Annotated in this window: 19 protein-coding genes and 2 tRNA genes; 11 read left to right on the top strand and 10 right to left on the bottom strand. The window is 61.0% G+C overall.

Annotated features, from left to right (window positions below):
- Nucleotides 1-6: 6 nt before the first annotated feature.
- On the bottom strand, nucleotides 7-1,164 hold the full coding sequence (sat, locus tag SynMINOS11_RS11025; protein ID WP_186548518.1) for a sulfate adenylyltransferase: 1,158 nt from the start codon (nucleotides 1,162-1,164) through the stop codon (nucleotides 7-9).
- A gap of 59 nt (nucleotides 1,165-1,223) precedes the next feature.
- On the bottom strand, nucleotides 1,224-2,054 hold the full coding sequence (locus tag SynMINOS11_RS11030; RefSeq protein WP_043737375.1) for a photosystem II manganese-stabilizing polypeptide: 831 nt from the start codon (nucleotides 2,052-2,054) through the stop codon (nucleotides 1,224-1,226).
- 83 nt (nucleotides 2,055-2,137) lie between these two features.
- Here SynMINOS11_RS11030 and SynMINOS11_RS11035 point away from each other — a divergent pair, with 83 nt between their 5' ends.
- Complete coding sequence (locus SynMINOS11_RS11035) at nucleotides 2,138-2,461, top strand: hypothetical protein (protein ID WP_186548520.1); 324 nt, start codon at nucleotides 2,138-2,140, stop codon at nucleotides 2,459-2,461.
- Here the strand turns inward: SynMINOS11_RS11035 and coaBC are convergent.
- Nucleotides 2,440-3,717, bottom strand: a complete 1,278-nt coding sequence (gene coaBC, locus SynMINOS11_RS11040) for a bifunctional phosphopantothenoylcysteine decarboxylase/phosphopantothenate--cysteine ligase CoaBC (protein WP_186548522.1) — start codon at nucleotides 3,715-3,717, stop codon at nucleotides 2,440-2,442. The genes SynMINOS11_RS11035 and coaBC overlap by 22 nt on opposite strands.
- Nucleotides 3,717-3,932, bottom strand: coding sequence for a protein IsiD (gene isiD, locus SynMINOS11_RS11045; protein WP_186548524.1), 216 nt, complete (start codon nucleotides 3,930-3,932; stop codon nucleotides 3,717-3,719). The genes coaBC and isiD overlap by 1 nt, the downstream gene beginning before the upstream one ends.
- A gap of 28 nt (nucleotides 3,933-3,960) precedes the next feature.
- Here isiD and SynMINOS11_RS11050 point away from each other — a divergent pair.
- The 3 genes from SynMINOS11_RS11050 to SynMINOS11_RS11060 all read left to right on the top strand — a co-directional run bounded on the left by SynMINOS11_RS11050 (nucleotide 3,961) and on the right by SynMINOS11_RS11060 (nucleotide 4,689).
- Nucleotides 3,961-4,033 (top strand) — tRNA-Ala (locus SynMINOS11_RS11050).
- Between the two features lie 8 nt (nucleotides 4,034-4,041).
- Nucleotides 4,042-4,422 carry a hypothetical protein gene (locus SynMINOS11_RS11055; protein ID WP_186548526.1) on the top strand — a complete coding sequence of 127 codons (381 nt, stop codon included), beginning with the start codon at nucleotides 4,042-4,044 and terminating at the stop codon, nucleotides 4,420-4,422.
- Between the two features lie 66 nt (nucleotides 4,423-4,488).
- A complete protein-coding gene (locus SynMINOS11_RS11060; protein ID WP_011936613.1) occupies nucleotides 4,489-4,689 on the top strand; it encodes a hypothetical protein in 201 nt (66 codons plus the stop codon).
- A 119-nt stretch (nucleotides 4,690-4,808) separates the two neighbouring features.
- On the opposite strand, the gene SynMINOS11_RS11065 is transcribed toward SynMINOS11_RS11060, so the two are convergent.
- On the bottom strand, nucleotides 4,809-5,318 hold the full coding sequence (locus SynMINOS11_RS11065) for a L,D-transpeptidase (RefSeq protein WP_186548528.1): 510 nt from the start codon (nucleotides 5,316-5,318) through the stop codon (nucleotides 4,809-4,811).
- A gap of 97 nt (nucleotides 5,319-5,415) precedes the next feature.
- Between SynMINOS11_RS11065 and SynMINOS11_RS11070 the strand changes: the two genes are divergently transcribed.
- Both SynMINOS11_RS11070 and SynMINOS11_RS11075 read left to right on the top strand, forming a co-directional pair.
- A complete protein-coding gene (locus SynMINOS11_RS11070) occupies nucleotides 5,416-5,748 on the top strand; it encodes a DUF565 domain-containing protein (protein WP_011936615.1) in 333 nt (110 codons plus the stop codon).
- A 66-nt stretch (nucleotides 5,749-5,814) separates the two neighbouring features.
- On the top strand, nucleotides 5,815-7,299 hold the full coding sequence (locus SynMINOS11_RS11075; RefSeq protein ID WP_186548530.1) for an NAD(P)/FAD-dependent oxidoreductase: 1,485 nt from the start codon (nucleotides 5,815-5,817) through the stop codon (nucleotides 7,297-7,299).
- Here SynMINOS11_RS11075 and SynMINOS11_RS11080 read toward each other — a convergent pair.
- Both SynMINOS11_RS11080 and SynMINOS11_RS11085 read right to left on the bottom strand, forming a co-directional pair.
- On the bottom strand, nucleotides 7,279-8,319 hold the full coding sequence (locus SynMINOS11_RS11080; RefSeq protein ID WP_186550854.1) for an aspartate carbamoyltransferase catalytic subunit: 1,041 nt from the start codon (nucleotides 8,317-8,319) through the stop codon (nucleotides 7,279-7,281). The two genes, SynMINOS11_RS11075 and SynMINOS11_RS11080, sit on opposite strands and share 21 nt — an antisense overlap.
- Before the next feature lie 33 nt (nucleotides 8,320-8,352).
- Nucleotides 8,353-8,958 carry a DNA-3-methyladenine glycosylase gene (locus SynMINOS11_RS11085; RefSeq protein WP_370586166.1) on the bottom strand — a complete coding sequence of 202 codons (606 nt, stop codon included), beginning with the start codon at nucleotides 8,956-8,958 and terminating at the stop codon, nucleotides 8,353-8,355.
- Between SynMINOS11_RS11085 and SynMINOS11_RS11090 the strand changes: the two genes are divergently transcribed.
- From SynMINOS11_RS11090 to gatC, 4 genes are all read left to right on the top strand, one after another.
- A complete protein-coding gene (locus tag SynMINOS11_RS11090; RefSeq protein ID WP_255445554.1) occupies nucleotides 8,943-9,791 on the top strand; it encodes an FkbM family methyltransferase in 849 nt (282 codons plus the stop codon). The genes SynMINOS11_RS11085 and SynMINOS11_RS11090 overlap by 16 nt on opposite strands.
- Nucleotides 9,792-10,488: 697 nt before the next feature.
- Nucleotides 10,489-10,611 carry a hypothetical protein gene (locus tag SynMINOS11_RS13025; protein ID WP_011936619.1) on the top strand — a complete coding sequence of 41 codons (123 nt, stop codon included), beginning with the start codon at nucleotides 10,489-10,491 and terminating at the stop codon, nucleotides 10,609-10,611.
- A gap of 3 nt (nucleotides 10,612-10,614) precedes the next feature.
- A complete protein-coding gene (locus SynMINOS11_RS11095; protein WP_186548536.1) occupies nucleotides 10,615-11,385 on the top strand; it encodes a creatininase family protein in 771 nt (256 codons plus the stop codon).
- Nucleotides 11,382-11,675, top strand: coding sequence for an Asp-tRNA(Asn)/Glu-tRNA(Gln) amidotransferase subunit GatC (gene gatC, locus SynMINOS11_RS11100; protein WP_186548538.1), 294 nt, complete (start codon nucleotides 11,382-11,384; stop codon nucleotides 11,673-11,675). The genes SynMINOS11_RS11095 and gatC overlap by 4 nt, the downstream gene beginning before the upstream one ends.
- A gap of 1 nt (nucleotide 11,676) precedes the next feature.
- On the opposite strand, the gene crtR is transcribed toward gatC, so the two are convergent.
- The 3 genes from crtR to SynMINOS11_RS11115 all read right to left on the bottom strand — a co-directional run bounded on the left by crtR (nucleotide 11,677) and on the right by SynMINOS11_RS11115 (nucleotide 13,508).
- Entirely contained in the window at nucleotides 11,677-12,666 is a 990-nt protein-coding gene (gene crtR, locus SynMINOS11_RS11105; protein ID WP_043737383.1) for a beta-carotene hydroxylase, read from the bottom strand.
- Nucleotides 12,667-12,749: 83 nt separating this feature from the next.
- A complete protein-coding gene (locus SynMINOS11_RS11110; RefSeq protein ID WP_186548540.1) occupies nucleotides 12,750-13,352 on the bottom strand; it encodes a hypothetical protein in 603 nt (200 codons plus the stop codon).
- Nucleotides 13,353-13,426: 74 nt separating this feature from the next.
- Nucleotides 13,427-13,508, bottom strand: a tRNA-Leu gene (locus SynMINOS11_RS11115).
- A gap of 38 nt (nucleotides 13,509-13,546) precedes the next feature.
- On the opposite strand from SynMINOS11_RS11115, the gene SynMINOS11_RS11120 reads away from it, so the two are divergent.
- Nucleotides 13,547-14,353, top strand: a complete 807-nt coding sequence (locus SynMINOS11_RS11120; RefSeq protein ID WP_255445404.1) for a Ycf66 family protein — start codon at nucleotides 13,547-13,549, stop codon at nucleotides 14,351-14,353.
- The last annotated feature ends 8 nt before the right edge of the window (nucleotides 14,354-14,361 follow it).

Consider the following 14,361-nt stretch of genomic DNA (forward strand, 5'->3'; position numbering starts at 1 on the left):
CGCCCGTTAGGCGGCACGCAGCACGTCAACAACGCTGCGGAAGGCAAACCACTCGGGAATGTCCTCGCCACTGCGCAGCATCTTGCGGAACTGAGTGCCGCTCAGCTTTTTGACGTGCAAATTGCTGGCTTCGGCGTGCTCAGCGGTCACGTAGCCCTCTTCGTCGGTGTAAACGAGGTTGAGCGAAGGAACGGTTTGCATCCCCAGCTCGGGGGCGTTCTCGCGGGCGAAATCTTGGGCTTGATAGGGGCCGTAGAAGTCATCACCACTCACCGACGACTTACAGCCGGCCATGTCGCGGCCAATGATGAAGTGGGTGCAGCCGTAGTTCTTGCGGATGATCATGTGCTGCAGCGCTTCCCGCGGGCCAGCCATGTGCATCGAGTAGGGCAGATAAGCCCAACGGATGCGGGAGTTATCGACTTCTTCGGCCAGACGCTCGTAGGTCTGGAAGCGAACAGCCCCGGGGATGTCATCGCCTTGGGTGGGGCCGCACGTGGGATGCACGAGCACAACGCCGTTCTCACTGACGTTCTCGGCATGCAGAGCGCGGGTGAAGAGCTCGTAGTGGGCGCGGTGAATGGGGTTGCGGCACTGGAAGGCCACCACGTCTTCACCTGAAGGCAGACCGGAACGCACTTCTGCAGGCGTCCTGCAGGGGAATGGACGCTGGGGGAGCTCCATGCCAACGATGGAACCGCCCAGATAAAAGCGGCCACGTTCGGTGGCGATCATGCGCACGGCGGGGTGCTCCAAAGAGCTGGTGCCGTAGCAACCGAGCGCCTCACGGGCTTTATCGGGCTCCCACTTGCTCTCCACCGTCATCACGGCGAGGTTGCGGCCTTGATAGGTGAGCAGCAGGCGCTGACCAACGGCAATGTCGTCCCGATCGGTGTCCATCACGATCGGCAGGCCAAACAGCAGGCCTGAGGTGGTGCGATTGCTCTCGACAACCGAGCGGTAGTCCTCCTCGCCCATGAAGCCGCGCAGGGGGGAGAAACCTCCCACCATCAACAGCTCCACATCGCAAGCGTTGCGATCACTGCACTCAACGCGGTGATCAACTCCTGCGATGGCCGCATCCCACTGGTCAGCAGGCAAGCGCAGATCCACCAGCGTGCCGCCGTGGGGTGCAATCAGTGCCTGGGGAGCGGTGCTGGTCATCGAGCCGGGGGCGAAATGCGGTGGAATTCTTCCAGATCAACGGCCCCCGGCGGGAGCCATCAGGCCTGCTCGAGGCGGCCGTAGAGCTCACCAGAGACCTGAACGTCAAACGTCTCACGGCCACCCATGTCGGAGTCAGAAGGCTGAACGGCGGTGAAGACACCAGCGAATTCGCCGGTCTCGGCATCAACGCGGGTGATGGAGAAAGACATGGTGCCGGTGCCATCGATGTAGCGCTTGACGTTCTCGCTGTTGAGTTCGTCCTCCCCGATGTCCTGAGCGGCCACCAGACCCTGGGCGTAGCCAACACCGGTGGTCAGCGCACGGCCTTTGGGATCGAGGAAGTTGCTGGTGCGGTAGCTGGGGGTGCGGTACTCACCGCTGAAATCGGTGCTGGTGGTGATGGCGCTGCCATCGGCCGTGGCCAGCAGCTGCTTGCTGGAGAAGGTGAACGGAATTTCCTCACCACCGGGGAGCAGCACGGTGATCGGCTGGAAGTCGATGCCGCCTTTCTCCTTGAACTGCAAACCGCTGTCGGTTACAGCCAGATCGCCATAGACCGAGTCGAGGCTGGAGGTGTAGCGGGTCAGGATCCGGCCTTCCACGAACTGGGCTTCCTGACGCTTGTTGGTGGGCTCACCCTTTACAGCGACGGTGCTGGGGTGGAAGCACATCTCCTGCAAGGAGTACTTGCCACCAGCGGTGAGGCTGATGCTGCCGCGGGCCGACTCCGGCAGGGTGATGCAGTCGTTGGCCAGGCCAGTGTTGTGGATGTCGTCGTAGGTCAGATCGGCGCGATCGATCGATTTGGCGTCGCCACTACAGGCGGTCAGCAGTGCCAGACAGGCCGCCAAACAAAGAGCAACGGTTGTCCGCAGCAGGGAACGCATGGGCCGGCAGTACATCGTGAGCGCGATCGTACAACTGAAAACCGCCGTCCCTCGTAGGATGTCGCGGCTCTCAACATGGCTCGATGTCTGCCCCCCAAAGCGACTGGACGGCGCGCCTGCAACGTTGGTGCACCGAAGGGGCTGAGCTCAGCGAGCAAGCTGGGAACGATCCCGAACAGCTGTTGGTGGTGTTGCGGCAGCTCGAACAGCTCCACCGCGACTTACAAGACGGGCCGTTCCGCAACAGCCTGCCCTCCGATCGCCACCAGCTCTACAAGTTGCTGCAGGCCATGGAGCAAAACGGTGGCTGGCCTTACATCCCCCGGCTACAGCTCAAAACCTTCATGGAACTGCTGGAACCAGGTGACGAGCACGACACGCCTGATCAATCCGCCCTCGCTGCCTGAGGCAACCTGAGCCGCAGGCGATCCAAAAGGCCATGGGCCAAGGCCAACTTGCTGCACGGGCCCATGGCTTCTGGGCTGGCTCCTCGGCTGAGCAGCCATCCCTGATTTGCTGAGGCGGCAAAACCAACCCCTGGTTGATCAATGGGGTTGGCAAACAGCAGATCACAGCCTTTGCGCTGAAATTTGGCCTCGGCCTGGGTCAACACATCGCCGCTATGGGCTGCAAAACCCATCAACACCTGATCGGCGGAGCGGCGCTGCACCATCTGGTGCAGCAGATCCGGAACCATTTCCCAACTGGCTGGGCTGTGCAGCACCTCTTGCAGCTCCTGTTTGCTGAGCTTGCCGCTCAAGGGCTGCTGCAAACGCTGATCAGCCACAGCGGCCGCCATCACCACGGCTGCAGCACTGGCCTGATGGCGCTCGAGCAGCTGCTCCAACTCAGCGGCCGTGCCAAACCGCTCGCTGTTCAACCCTTCGAGCAACCCAGACTCCAGCTGCAGCGAACCGTGCAACAGGCGAACCTGCGCCCCGCGCCAGCGGGCCGCCTGGGCCAGCAGCACCCCCATCAACCCAGTGGATGGATTGCTCAGCACCCGGGCGGGATCGAGGAACTCCTGGGTGGGGCCGGCTGTGACCAGCAACTCCACACCCTCGAAATCGCGCTGAACGCCATGCACCGCCAAGGACGTGGCCGCCTGCAGGAGCAAGCTCGGCTCCACCATTCGGCCACTGCCGCGCCGGTCACAGGCCAGCAAACCTTCGGTGGCCGGGGGCAACGCCAACAGCGATCGATCGCTCTGCAGTTGCTGCCAATTGCGCTGCACCGCAGGCGATTCCCACATGTCGGTGTTCATCGCTGCCGCCGCGAGCACAGGAACCCGTGTGGCCATCAGCGTGGAGGCCAGCAGGGTGTTAGCCAGGCCATGCACCAACCGCGCCAGCGTGCTGGCGCTCAACGGCACCAGCAACACCAGATCAGGCCATTCCGCCAGCTCGATGTGGAGGGGCCTGGGCTCGTGATGACTCCATTGATCAGCTTCGAGATAGCAGCGGTGGCGCGACAGGCTGGCCAAGGCCACAGGGCTCACCAATTCGGCTGCACTGGGTGAGAGCAGACAACGAACCTCAGCCCCCCGCTTCACCAGGGCGCTCACCAGCTGCGGCAATTTCACCGCCGCGATGCTGCCGCATCCCGCCACCAAAATGCGCCGCCCAGCAAGGGGCTCAAGCGGATCGAGGGGAGCGCTGGTCATCAGTCCTCGTCAAAGGGTTCCTGATCAACCAGATGCACATAGGGGCGCACGAGCTCAGGGCGATGGATCGCCAGGGCCCTGAGCAGGTGCCAGTCGCCAAGCCCATCAAATGGGGAGGCGTAATCGTCGTCCTCCAGGCGCTGGGCGAGGACCGCCACGCTGGCTTCGGTCTGGGCGGCCAGCAGTTCTTCAGTGATCAGGCCGGTTGAGGACATGTTTGGTAGCTTCGAATCAAGTCCCCAAGGGGAATTAGCTCAGCTGGTAGAGCGCTGCGATCGCACCGCAGAGGTCAGGGGTTCGAATCCCCTATTCTCCATCGCCATGATGGCCTGGCCGCTGCTCTTGGCTTCCCTGCCCCTGCTGCAAACCGCGCAGGACAGGATCGTGTTGCTGGATGTTGGCCCGCTGCAGCCGCTGCCGGCTTGGGCTCTGACGAGTGAGCAATCAACAGAGGATCGCCCGGCCACCATGCGTGTGGCTTGGACCGAACGCCAGCAAATCAGTGGCCCCGGCCGCTGGGCTGTGGCCTATGGAATCGACTGCGAGGGACGGCGCATCCGCCGCTTGAGCGCGCCGCTGGATCTCAACGCAGGCAGCTTTGCCAAACAAGCTGCCATCACTGGTGAAGCGGGTTTTTGGTACCCCGAACGGCCCTTCACGCTGCTGAGCCGCCTGTTGCAAGAGGCGTGTGCAACCCAGCGATGAGGAGCGGGAGTTTATCCCTCAGCACCTCAATGGGGTACAAAGGGTCACCAACCTCAATGGTGAGCGATGTCGCAGTCCAAGCGTGAACAGGTCGTCAGCCACCTCCGTTACATCCGCCAAGAACTGCGCGAAATGCATCAAGGCGTTATGGACGACGGCCTGCTGCCCGAAAGCGGTGAAGTCCGTGGTGTGATGGCCCAAATGGAAGCGCTGCTGGAACTGCTGGAAGGCAAAGGCAGCCGCAAGGCCAAAGAAGTCAAATCCTGAGCTGGCACCACCTGTAGTGGTTCAGGCAGCCACAAGGACCAGATGTTGTGTATAAAGGGCCTGGCGGAGCACCGGGCCAGGTGATGGGGATCCCAGGCTCGCTTCGCCAAATCTTCCAATCAATCGAGCACGACCAGGTAACGGGCTCCCACCTGCTTGACCCAGCGGGTGACCTCTTCGGTTAGGGCGCGACCAGCCAGACCGATGCAACCTGCCGTGCCATCCAAGCTGACGTCCTCGTGGATGCCGAAGTGGCCCCGGGTCGTGCCAAAGAGTGGATCAACAGGGATAAACCAACTGCGACCGATCTCATAGAGATCGCCGGAATGAAGCTTGATCGGAGACCCCACGGTGTAGGCGCCCGGCGGCAGTGGCGCGTGGTTGCCGGGCCTCCAAAAACGATCCAAGCGCTCAGTTTCAGGGCGCCCAGTCACCGTCGTCCAGCGGCGCAGGGGCCGCTCACCACGCCAGAGGGTGAGATCCCAGAGACGATTTCCGCGGCGATCGCGCTGCGGGGTTGGGGCCAACTCAAGCCAGGGCTCCTCGGTTTCAGCAACGTGCTTGGCGAACTGAGTGGGCAGCGCTGGATCCGGCAGCTCTTGCGGTTCCCCCAAAAAGAACGGAAGCATGGGTCACGTTCGAGGTGGCGCTGAGCTTCGCTGATTTCCATTCACCAGAGGAAAACAACAGGACAGCGCGCAAACCGAATCCCACGCGACTCAAGCGATGCAAGCGACGCGACTCAACCGGCTCAGCGGTCAACTGCTCAGCCGCCTGAGCCAATGGGCCGAGAACCCATGGCGCCGCTTCTCGCTGCTGGTGCTGGTGCTGTTGGCCGGCTTCAGTGCCGGGGTCAGCATCGGCTCGGTCGCCGGTGTGCTGATGGTGATCGACCCAGTGGGAGCCCTGGTGGTGGTGGCCGCCTCAGAACTCGCCATCAAGGCAAGACGGCCCCTGCTCAAGCGCGGCGGCGACAAACTGCCGCTGGGCCTGTTGGACATGGCCCGCATGGGAATCGTTTATGGCCTGCTGCTCGAAGGCATCAAATCGAGCATTTAATCCCTGCTTCGCGGCCAATTTTGAACGGCGTTCATACCTTGTGGAAGTTGATCGCTACAAGGGCCAATGACTGCCACCCGTGAGCGTTTCTTTCTTGAACTCGAGCCTCCAATGGAGGAGCTGCGGGGCAAGCCCCATGTGGTGATCGTTGGTGGTGGCTTTGCCGGCATCAAGGCCTGCAAGGCCTTCAAGGGCGCTGATGTGCGCGTCACGCTGATCGACAAGCGCAACTTCAACCTGTTCCAACCGCTGCTCTATCAAGTGGCAACTGGCCTGGTCTCCCGCGGCGATGTGGCCACCCCATTGCGCCAATTGGTGGGGGCCCAGCGCAATGTTCAGGTGCTGCTTGGTGAAGTCAGCGAGATCCAAACCGAGGCCAAGCAGGTCGTCTTCAATGGCAAGGCCATGGCCTATGACCACCTGATCCTGGCCACTGGATCAGGCAGCAGCTTCTTTGGCCATGACGACTGGCGCGGCATTGCCCCGCCGATGAAGATCCTCGAGCACGCCGAAGAGATTCGCCGCCGGCTGCTCATGGCCCTGGAGCAAGCCGAGCAAACCCCCAACGGCGACGAGCGCGCATTTCTGCAAACGGTTGTGGTGGTTGGCGGCGGCCCCACCGGCTGCGAAATGGCCGGCGCCATCAACGAGCTGATGCGGCGCTCGATGGCCAAGGACTTCAACCAACTCGACCCAGGGGCCACACGGATCATGGTGGTGGACCCCGGCGACCGGCTGCTCAAGGCCATGCCGGAAGCCTGCTCTGCAGCTGCTGCCAAGGAATTGCAAGCCATGGGTGTGGAGCTCTGCTTCCACAGCCGGGTTCAGTCGATCGTGCCCGGTGAAGTGCTGATCACCACCCCCGAGGGTGAGCGCACAATCAAGGCCGCCAATGTGTTTTGGACTGCTGGTGTGCGCGCCTCGCATCTCGGCAAAAAACTGGCAGAAGCCACTGGCTGTGAGGTGGACCGCGGCGGCCGAGTGATGGTGGAACCGGATTTCTCCATCCCCAATCACCCTGAAATCCGGGTGGTGGGCGATCTCTGCAGCTACAAACACACCGCCGATGGCAAACCCTTGCCGGGCATGGCCGGTCCAGCGGTGCAAATGGGCGGCTGGGTCGCCAAAGACATTCGCGCCCAACTGGAGGGCCGCAGCCACAAACCCTTTGCCTGGTTTGACTTCGGCAGCATGGCGGTGTTGGGCCGGCTCGGCGCGGTGGCCGACCTGCGCGGGATCAAGCTGGCGGGCCTACCGGCCTGGGTTCTGTGGGCCGTAGCCCACCTGGCCTTCATGCCCGATGAAGAAAATCGCCTCACCCTGCTGGTGAAATGGCTTTGGGCCATCCTCACCAGGCAACGGGGATCGCTGTTGCTGACCGGGATGCCCAGCCAGCACGTGGGGCTGGAAGGAGGGTCAGCCCCCTTCCCCATGGGCCTGCACAGCGAACCGTCCATCGCCGAAATGGACGGAACCATGGGCAAGGCCATAGAGAACTTCCGCGAAGCGGACAACCCCCCAGCACCCGCCTCAGCTCAACCCAGCAGCTGAGCTGGCGGGCTCACTGGCTGCCATCAGATAAAGCAGGGCCATGCGCACCGAAATCCCGTTGCGCACCTGCTCTTCCACCAGCGAACGGCTCGGGTCATCGAGCAGCTCTCCGCTGAGCTCAACGCCGCGATTCACCGGTCCGGGGTGCAGCACAGGCACCGACTTGCCGCAGCGCTCCAGCCGGCGGTGGCTGAGTCCGTAGCGCTGGTGGTAAGCCTCCAGGCTGGTGATCAACTGCTCCTTCATGCGTTCCTGCTGCAAGCGCAGGGTCATCACCGCATCAGCACCCTCGAGGGCACGATCGAGATCACGTTCGATGCGCAAACTGCCGCGCTGCGCAACCAGATCCTGCGCCTGACCGGGCGGAGGCGCGTGGGTGAACTGGGCAAAGGCATCCGGCAACAGGCTCGCTGGGCCACAGAGCACCACATCCACACCACAAGCGGTGAGCGACCACAGGTTGGAGCGGGCGACACGGGAATGCAGCACGTCGCCAACAATCACAATCCGCTTGCCGGCTAGCGCCTCAAGCGTGGGGGTTTCCGGGTTGAAATGGCGAGCCAGGGTGAAGAGATCCAGCAGGGCTTGACTGGGGTGGCTGTGCAAGCCATCACCGGCATTCAGCACCGCTGTGCGGCAGCCAGCCGCCTCAAGATCTCTGGCCAACTCAGCCGGCACGCCAGCGCAACGGTGACGCACCACCAACACATCGGCACCCATGGCCACATAGGTGCGGGCGGTATCGAGCAGGCTTTCGCCTTTGGCTAAAGCGCTGCTGGCTGGCGAGAAGCTCTGCACATCGGCGGACAAGCGCCGCGCCGCCAACTCAAAACTGCTGCGCGTCCGCGTGCTGGGCTCAAAGAAGAGCGTTGTCACCAACCGGCCCTGCAGAGCAGGCAAACGCCGAGGACCACTCATGGGTAAGGCCCGAAAGCGATTGGCGAGTTCCAGCACGGTGGCGTAGTCCTCCTGGCTGAAGGCAGCCAGGTCGAGCACATGGCGGTAGCTCCAGCGGCTCAGGGGAGGACGGGCGATCACCTCCAAAGTAAGGGTTCAATCTGATCTGGGCTGCAGCGGCACCACCGGCTTGCTGAGACTCGGATGTTCCGCCAACAGCCAACGCCAGGGCAAATCCAACCCCTGCTTGATGCCAACACGGGCGCTCTCAATCAACACACCTGGTGGCTCGCTCGCTTCGCTCAGCCAAAGGCCCGTACCTTCCGCGACCGGTTGAGCGTTGTGGCTCAGATCAATACCGAATCGGCGCGCTAACAAGCCAGGGCCTGCCGCGACCCGCGGCGGCTCCTGGGGCAAAGCAATGGCACGCAGCAACACCCCATTGGCCCAGTCATCGCGGCCTGTCACCACATTCACGCAGTGATGGATGCCGTAGGTGAGATAGACGTACCAGTGGCCCGGCGGGCCGAACAAGGTGGCATTGCGTTTGGTGCGGATGCGGTAGCCGTGGCAGGCGGGCTCCTCTTGGGAATAAGCCTCCGTTTCCACCACCACACCCCAAAGCAGGCTGCCGTCGGCTTGGCGTTTAACCAAGCGGCAACCAATGAGCTCAGGGCCCACAAGCTCAGCGGGGCGACCGAAAAAAGCTTGGGGGAACGCGGCGGGGCTGGGAGATCGTGGTGGCAATGGGAGTGGGTTCAATCGCAAACAAGCTAGAATTAGACAAAGTATCAATCAATATGTTGAAGCGAGTCATAAAAAAGGCCCTTCGTGCAGCAGGGAAAGAACTGACTAATACTGAAGAGGTCAACTTCTACAGAAACTTAGATAACTCCTCAATTCTCTACAGCGAGCTCCCGGAAACTAAACGAGACCTTATAGCCGCATATTTACCCCACTCGAGAGCACAGCTTGCCCAAGATTTATTTGCACTAGCTTTTACCGAAAGCACCTCTCCAAGATTTTTTGTAGAGTTTGGAGCCACAGACGGGATCAACCTAAGCAATACCTGGCTTTTAGAAAAGAAATTAGGATGGAATGGGATACTTGCAGAGCCAGCCAAAACCTGGCACGAGGCTTTAAGAGGAAATAGAAGCTGCATAATCGACACAAGGTGCGTTGCAAGAACTAGCGGAAGCAAACTTCAGTTTTTAGAAGTTAATAATACTATCGAAGGAGGCTCTGAGCTGTCAGGAATTAAAAAATTTGCCAACAACGGCGACTGGGCCTCGAAAATTCGCCTCAGCACCTCTAAAGAATACGAAGTCGAAACAATATCCCTCACTGATTTACTTGACGGGCATAATGCGCCGACCGATATACAGTTTCTGTCGCTTGACACAGAAGGGAGCGAACTTGAAATTCTGGAAGGATATAACTTTGAGAAGCGCACAATAAAGTCAATCTGCGTCGAACACAACTATGTCGAGAGAAACAGAAAGGCCATCAACGCTCTACTGCTCAAAAAGGGATATGTCCAAGTGTTGGAGAAAGTATCAAAATGGGATGACTGGTATGTGCTAAAGCACAACTAGCGCCTAACTTAATGACATACTCCTGCTGAATTTGACCGCCCAGAGGACTTTGCAGGTCTCTATAAGCCCTTTTGAATTTCCACACCTCTACAAGAGCAACGCCTCTTCCACGTCAGGCAGGCGAGTGGTTATTACCTTTATTTATTTTCCCCTGTGATACGAGGAATTTGATTCAATAAAGCCAGCATCTGGCGGACATACTGAGCCTCCCAGGACAAACGTGAAACCTCAAACCCAGATTGAGCACCTTCACATCAGGGCTTGCTTCCCGAAGTGGTGATCCGTTGACTTGGCGCCTAATCAAGCGGCAGCCGCTGAGCTGGTGGGGCCTCAGCTCATCGCATCCATATACAAAGTCTAAGCATGGCATTAACATCTAAAGTAAACATATTTGGCATCTCAAGAAATCCTTTGGGCACTAGCTTGATATGAGCATTTTGCGCTTTATTCTTTTCAATCAATTCATGTAAATGGCAGCACTGCATTACCTCACAAGCTGAATACTCCTTTGAGGGGCAAAGAGAGGCAGCTTGATCTAGTCGATGCTCATTCCCATGTGAATTGGCGCCTTAAAGAGGCCATCCAACTGATTCGGCAGCCACCACATCAGAACTAGAAGCAAAAAAGCTGGAAGAAAGAGCTCGCACAAGGCCAGAAGCCGCCAGAGTGGTCTTACACCAATTCGGCACCCCAGCCCATGACCCTGGCCCAGCTGCTGATTCCCTTGGCCATCCTGTTCAGCGTGTCGCTGGTGTTCTTCGGCATGAGCGGTGGCTACTACGACACCGACGCCTACGACGGCAACGGCACCGCCCACTAAGCCATGACCACAACCGAAGCGATCCGGCTGCAGCTGCGCAGCTGGCCTGAGGTGGAGGCCTACCTGGAGCGCTGTAAAGGCGTGATTGTGCCCCTGGGCTCCACCGAGCAACACGGGCCTACCGGAGCGATTGGCACCGATGCCCTGACCGCTGAAGCCGTGGCTTTGGAGGTGGGCCGCCGCAGTGGGGTTCTGGTAACTCCGGCTCAAGCCTTTGGCATGGCTGAGCACCACCTCGGCTTTGCCGGCACCGTGAGCCTGCAGCCCAGCACGCTGCTGGCGGTGCTGCGGGATGTGGTGCTCTCCCTCGCCACCCATGGCTTTGAGCGGGTCTTTGTGATCAATGGCCATGGCGGCAACATCGCCACCGGGCGGGCCGCCTTTGCGGAGGCCTATGGCGAAGCGCGGCGGCGCCAACTGCCCGTGGCCCCCAAGCTCCAATGCCGCATGGCGAATTGGTTCATGGCTGGTCCGGTGATGCAAGAAGCCCGCAACCTCTACGGGAACCGTGAAGGGCATCACGCCACCCCCAGCGAAATCGCCCTCACCCTGCATTTAGAGCCAAGCCTGCAAGACCTGCAGCGGCCCCTGCCTGAGCCAGCCCCCGCCGGCCCGATCCACGGCCCCGATGATTTCCGGCGGCGCCACCCCGATGGCCGCATGGGATCTGACCCCTATCTGGCCAAGGCGGATCACGGCGAACGCTTCTTGGAGCTGGCTGCCACGGCGCTCTGCAAGGATCTGGAGCAGTTTCTGGCCAGCGACGCCCCATGAGCCACATCTCCGCCGACGACGTGCGCAAGGTGGCCCAACTGGCGCGGCTTGATCTGCCAGACGACAGCATCGCCACCTTCACCCCGCAGCTCGAGCGCATTCTTGATTTTGTGGCTCAGCTCGAGGCCATCGATACCGAGGGCCTGCCGCCCACAACGCGAGCAGTGGAAGTGGTCAACGTCACCCGGGAAGACGGGGTTGAACCCACTCCAGTGCGCGAAGAGCTGCTCAACCAAGCCCCTCAGCGGGAAGGTGATTTCTTCCGGGTGCCGCGAATCCTGAACAGCTGACTCAGCGCGGGCCGACGCTGGTGCGGTGCAGCAGACCGATCACGCGCCGGCGGTTCTGAAAACCAGGCACAAAGTGGGCGACCCAGCGCAGTTTGGAGCGGGTGCGGCTGTGGCTGCGGATGCCAAGCAACACGTCATAGAAGAAATTGCCGCAGTCGTGCAGAGTCTCGAAGATGCCCAACCGCTGAGGTGAACCCTTGCGATCCAGCAGGGGCTTGGTGGCCCGGTAGGCCGCTTGGTACTGGAACCAGGGAATCGAGGGCCAGAGGTGGTGAACCAGGTGATAGTTCTGCCCCATGATCAGCAGATTCATGGTCTTGCCCGGATAAACGCGGGCATTGGTCCAGCGGTTGCGTGAATCAAACGGCCGGTGGGGCAAATAATCGAAGAACAAGCCCAAGGTGACCCCCACCAACAGGGCCGGGGCAAACCAGCAGTTGAAGATGAACGGCAGGAAGCCACCACGGGCTGCCCCCACGATGATCAGCACAAACACGGTGCGGGCCAACGCCCACTCAAAGAGCTCATAACGGCGCCAGAGCCGGCGCTGGAAGAAGAAATACTCGTGATAGAAGAAGCGCGGTGCGATCAACCACAACGGTCCAAAGGTGGAGACGATGTGGTCGGGATCGTGCTTGGGATCGTTGACGTGGGCATGGTGCTGTAGGTGCACCCGCGTGAACACCGGGTAACTAAAGCCAAGCAGCAGAGCAGCGCCATGGCCCATCACCGCATTCCAAAAGCGGTTGGGGTGGGCAGCGTTATGGCAGGCATCGTGAATCACAGTGCCCTCGAGGTGCAGGGCTAAAAAGCCAATCAGCACCAGCAAGGGAAGGGGCCACTGGCCCACAAACCAACCCCAAATGGTGAGCGCCGCCAGGGCATACCCACCCAAGAACAGGCCAACGGTGGGGTTGAGTGCCGCAGGAGGCTCAACGAAATGCCGTGGCACCGAGCTCACAGCGGGGCGCTCGGCCACTCCTGATGCCATTGGCGTGGTTCGGACAGGGGTTGCCGTCACTGCTGCCGAACCTCCTGACCTAAGAACCGAGCCAGCCTAGGGAAAAGCCCTGATCAGAGGTTGGTCTTGCTCAGCAAAGCGGGCAACAAGCTCCGGGTGGCTGGACGGTTGGCCGCTGCCATGCAGCTGTCCTTGAGCAGGTTGATCACGGCAGGCGGCTCGAAATTGTTGGCCACCCAGCGGGCCTCCAGCTCAAACAAACGCTGCTCGGGTGGGTAGGCCGAGAGGATGTACATCTTTTCCTGCTGCGGCGTGTCATCGAGCATTTCGCGCTGAATGCCCTTCAAGCCCATGGAGAGAGGGCTGGCATTGCGGCACACCTGCATCACGTGGACCGACTCGTGGGCCAGGGTGTTCCAGTAGTTGGCCGATCGGTCCGGCATGGTGTTGGTGCACATCAACACCTTGTTCTGACGCGGGTCGTAGAGGCCCTCCAGGCCAGCAGGGCAGTTGTCGCGGTACTCCACCGGAACACCTTGCATGGCCAATACTTGCTCAAGCTGTTGCACCTGCCCCCAGCGCGCCGGAACAGGCGCAGCACTGATCTGAGGGCCCCACTGGTGGAAGGCTTCCCGCGCCGTGCCTTGGGCCACCGGAACGGCCGAAGCCAAGGCACCAACCACTGCAATCGATACCGCCAGAGCCCGAAACACCATGGCTGGGTCTTACGAGTCCCAACCATGGACACGATGGAAGCTGGGTCAGACCCAGTTCCAATTGATTGCGGAAGTGCCCACCGGGGGACTTGAACCCCCACGACCGAGGCCACTGGTACCTAAAACCAGCGCGTCTACCAATTCCGCCAGGTGGGCAGACGACAACTGTAGGCAGCGCTTGAATGTGGCCAGTCATGACAGGGTCTGTGCTGGCCGTTCTGATCGGATCCCTCGCCCTTGTCGCCGGGCTGCTGCTGATGCTGCTGCCCCTGGTGGCGAGCGAGCTGGCCAGGCCACGCGACAGCTTTTGGGCTGCTGTGGTGTTGCTTCTGGGCCTGGTGCTGGTGACGGCATCCGACAGGCTCACCGGCGCTCCGATGCTGGGTGTGCTCTGTGGCGGCTTGTTAATCGGCCGTCTGGGATCAGAAGTGGGGCAGCAGCGCTGGGGGGCTCTTGAGCCGGCCCAGCAGCAGCGCTTCAGCGAAACGAGCTATTGGAAGCAGCAATTGGAGCAGCTGCGTGGTGCCGCGGCCAAGCTCCTCGCCGCTGGCGGGATCGTGGCGAGCTGGTTACAAGAGCGGCTCAAGAAACCCGAAGTCAACAAACGCTGGGTGCGTGCCGATGCCACTGGCGAAACCACACCCACCGAAGCTGAGCCAACGGCCACAGAGCCCAGTGCCGAAGTCGTTCCCGAGCCTGAAGCTGAGCCAGAACCCGAAGCAGAGCTGGAGACCGAGCCTGTTCCCGAACCAGCCGCCGAGCTCGCGGTGGAGGTTGAAGCCACCACAACAGTCGAGGCTGAAACGGAAGCAGAGGCAGAGGCAGACATCGAGCCCGAAGCCCTCGCTGCCAGCTCAGACGAAGACCCCAGCAGCGACGAGCTGCCCACCGTGGAGGCCGAAGTACTGGATCCAGCGCCCCAGGTTGAGCAACCGGTGGCCGCTGTGATTCAGTCGCTTGATGAGGTCGACGCCCTCCTCGCGGACGGCCGCCACGGATAATCGCCAGC

This window comes from Synechococcus sp. Minos11 (assembly GCF_014279855.1).
GTDB lineage: Bacteria > Cyanobacteriota > Cyanobacteriia > PCC-6307 > Cyanobiaceae > RCC307.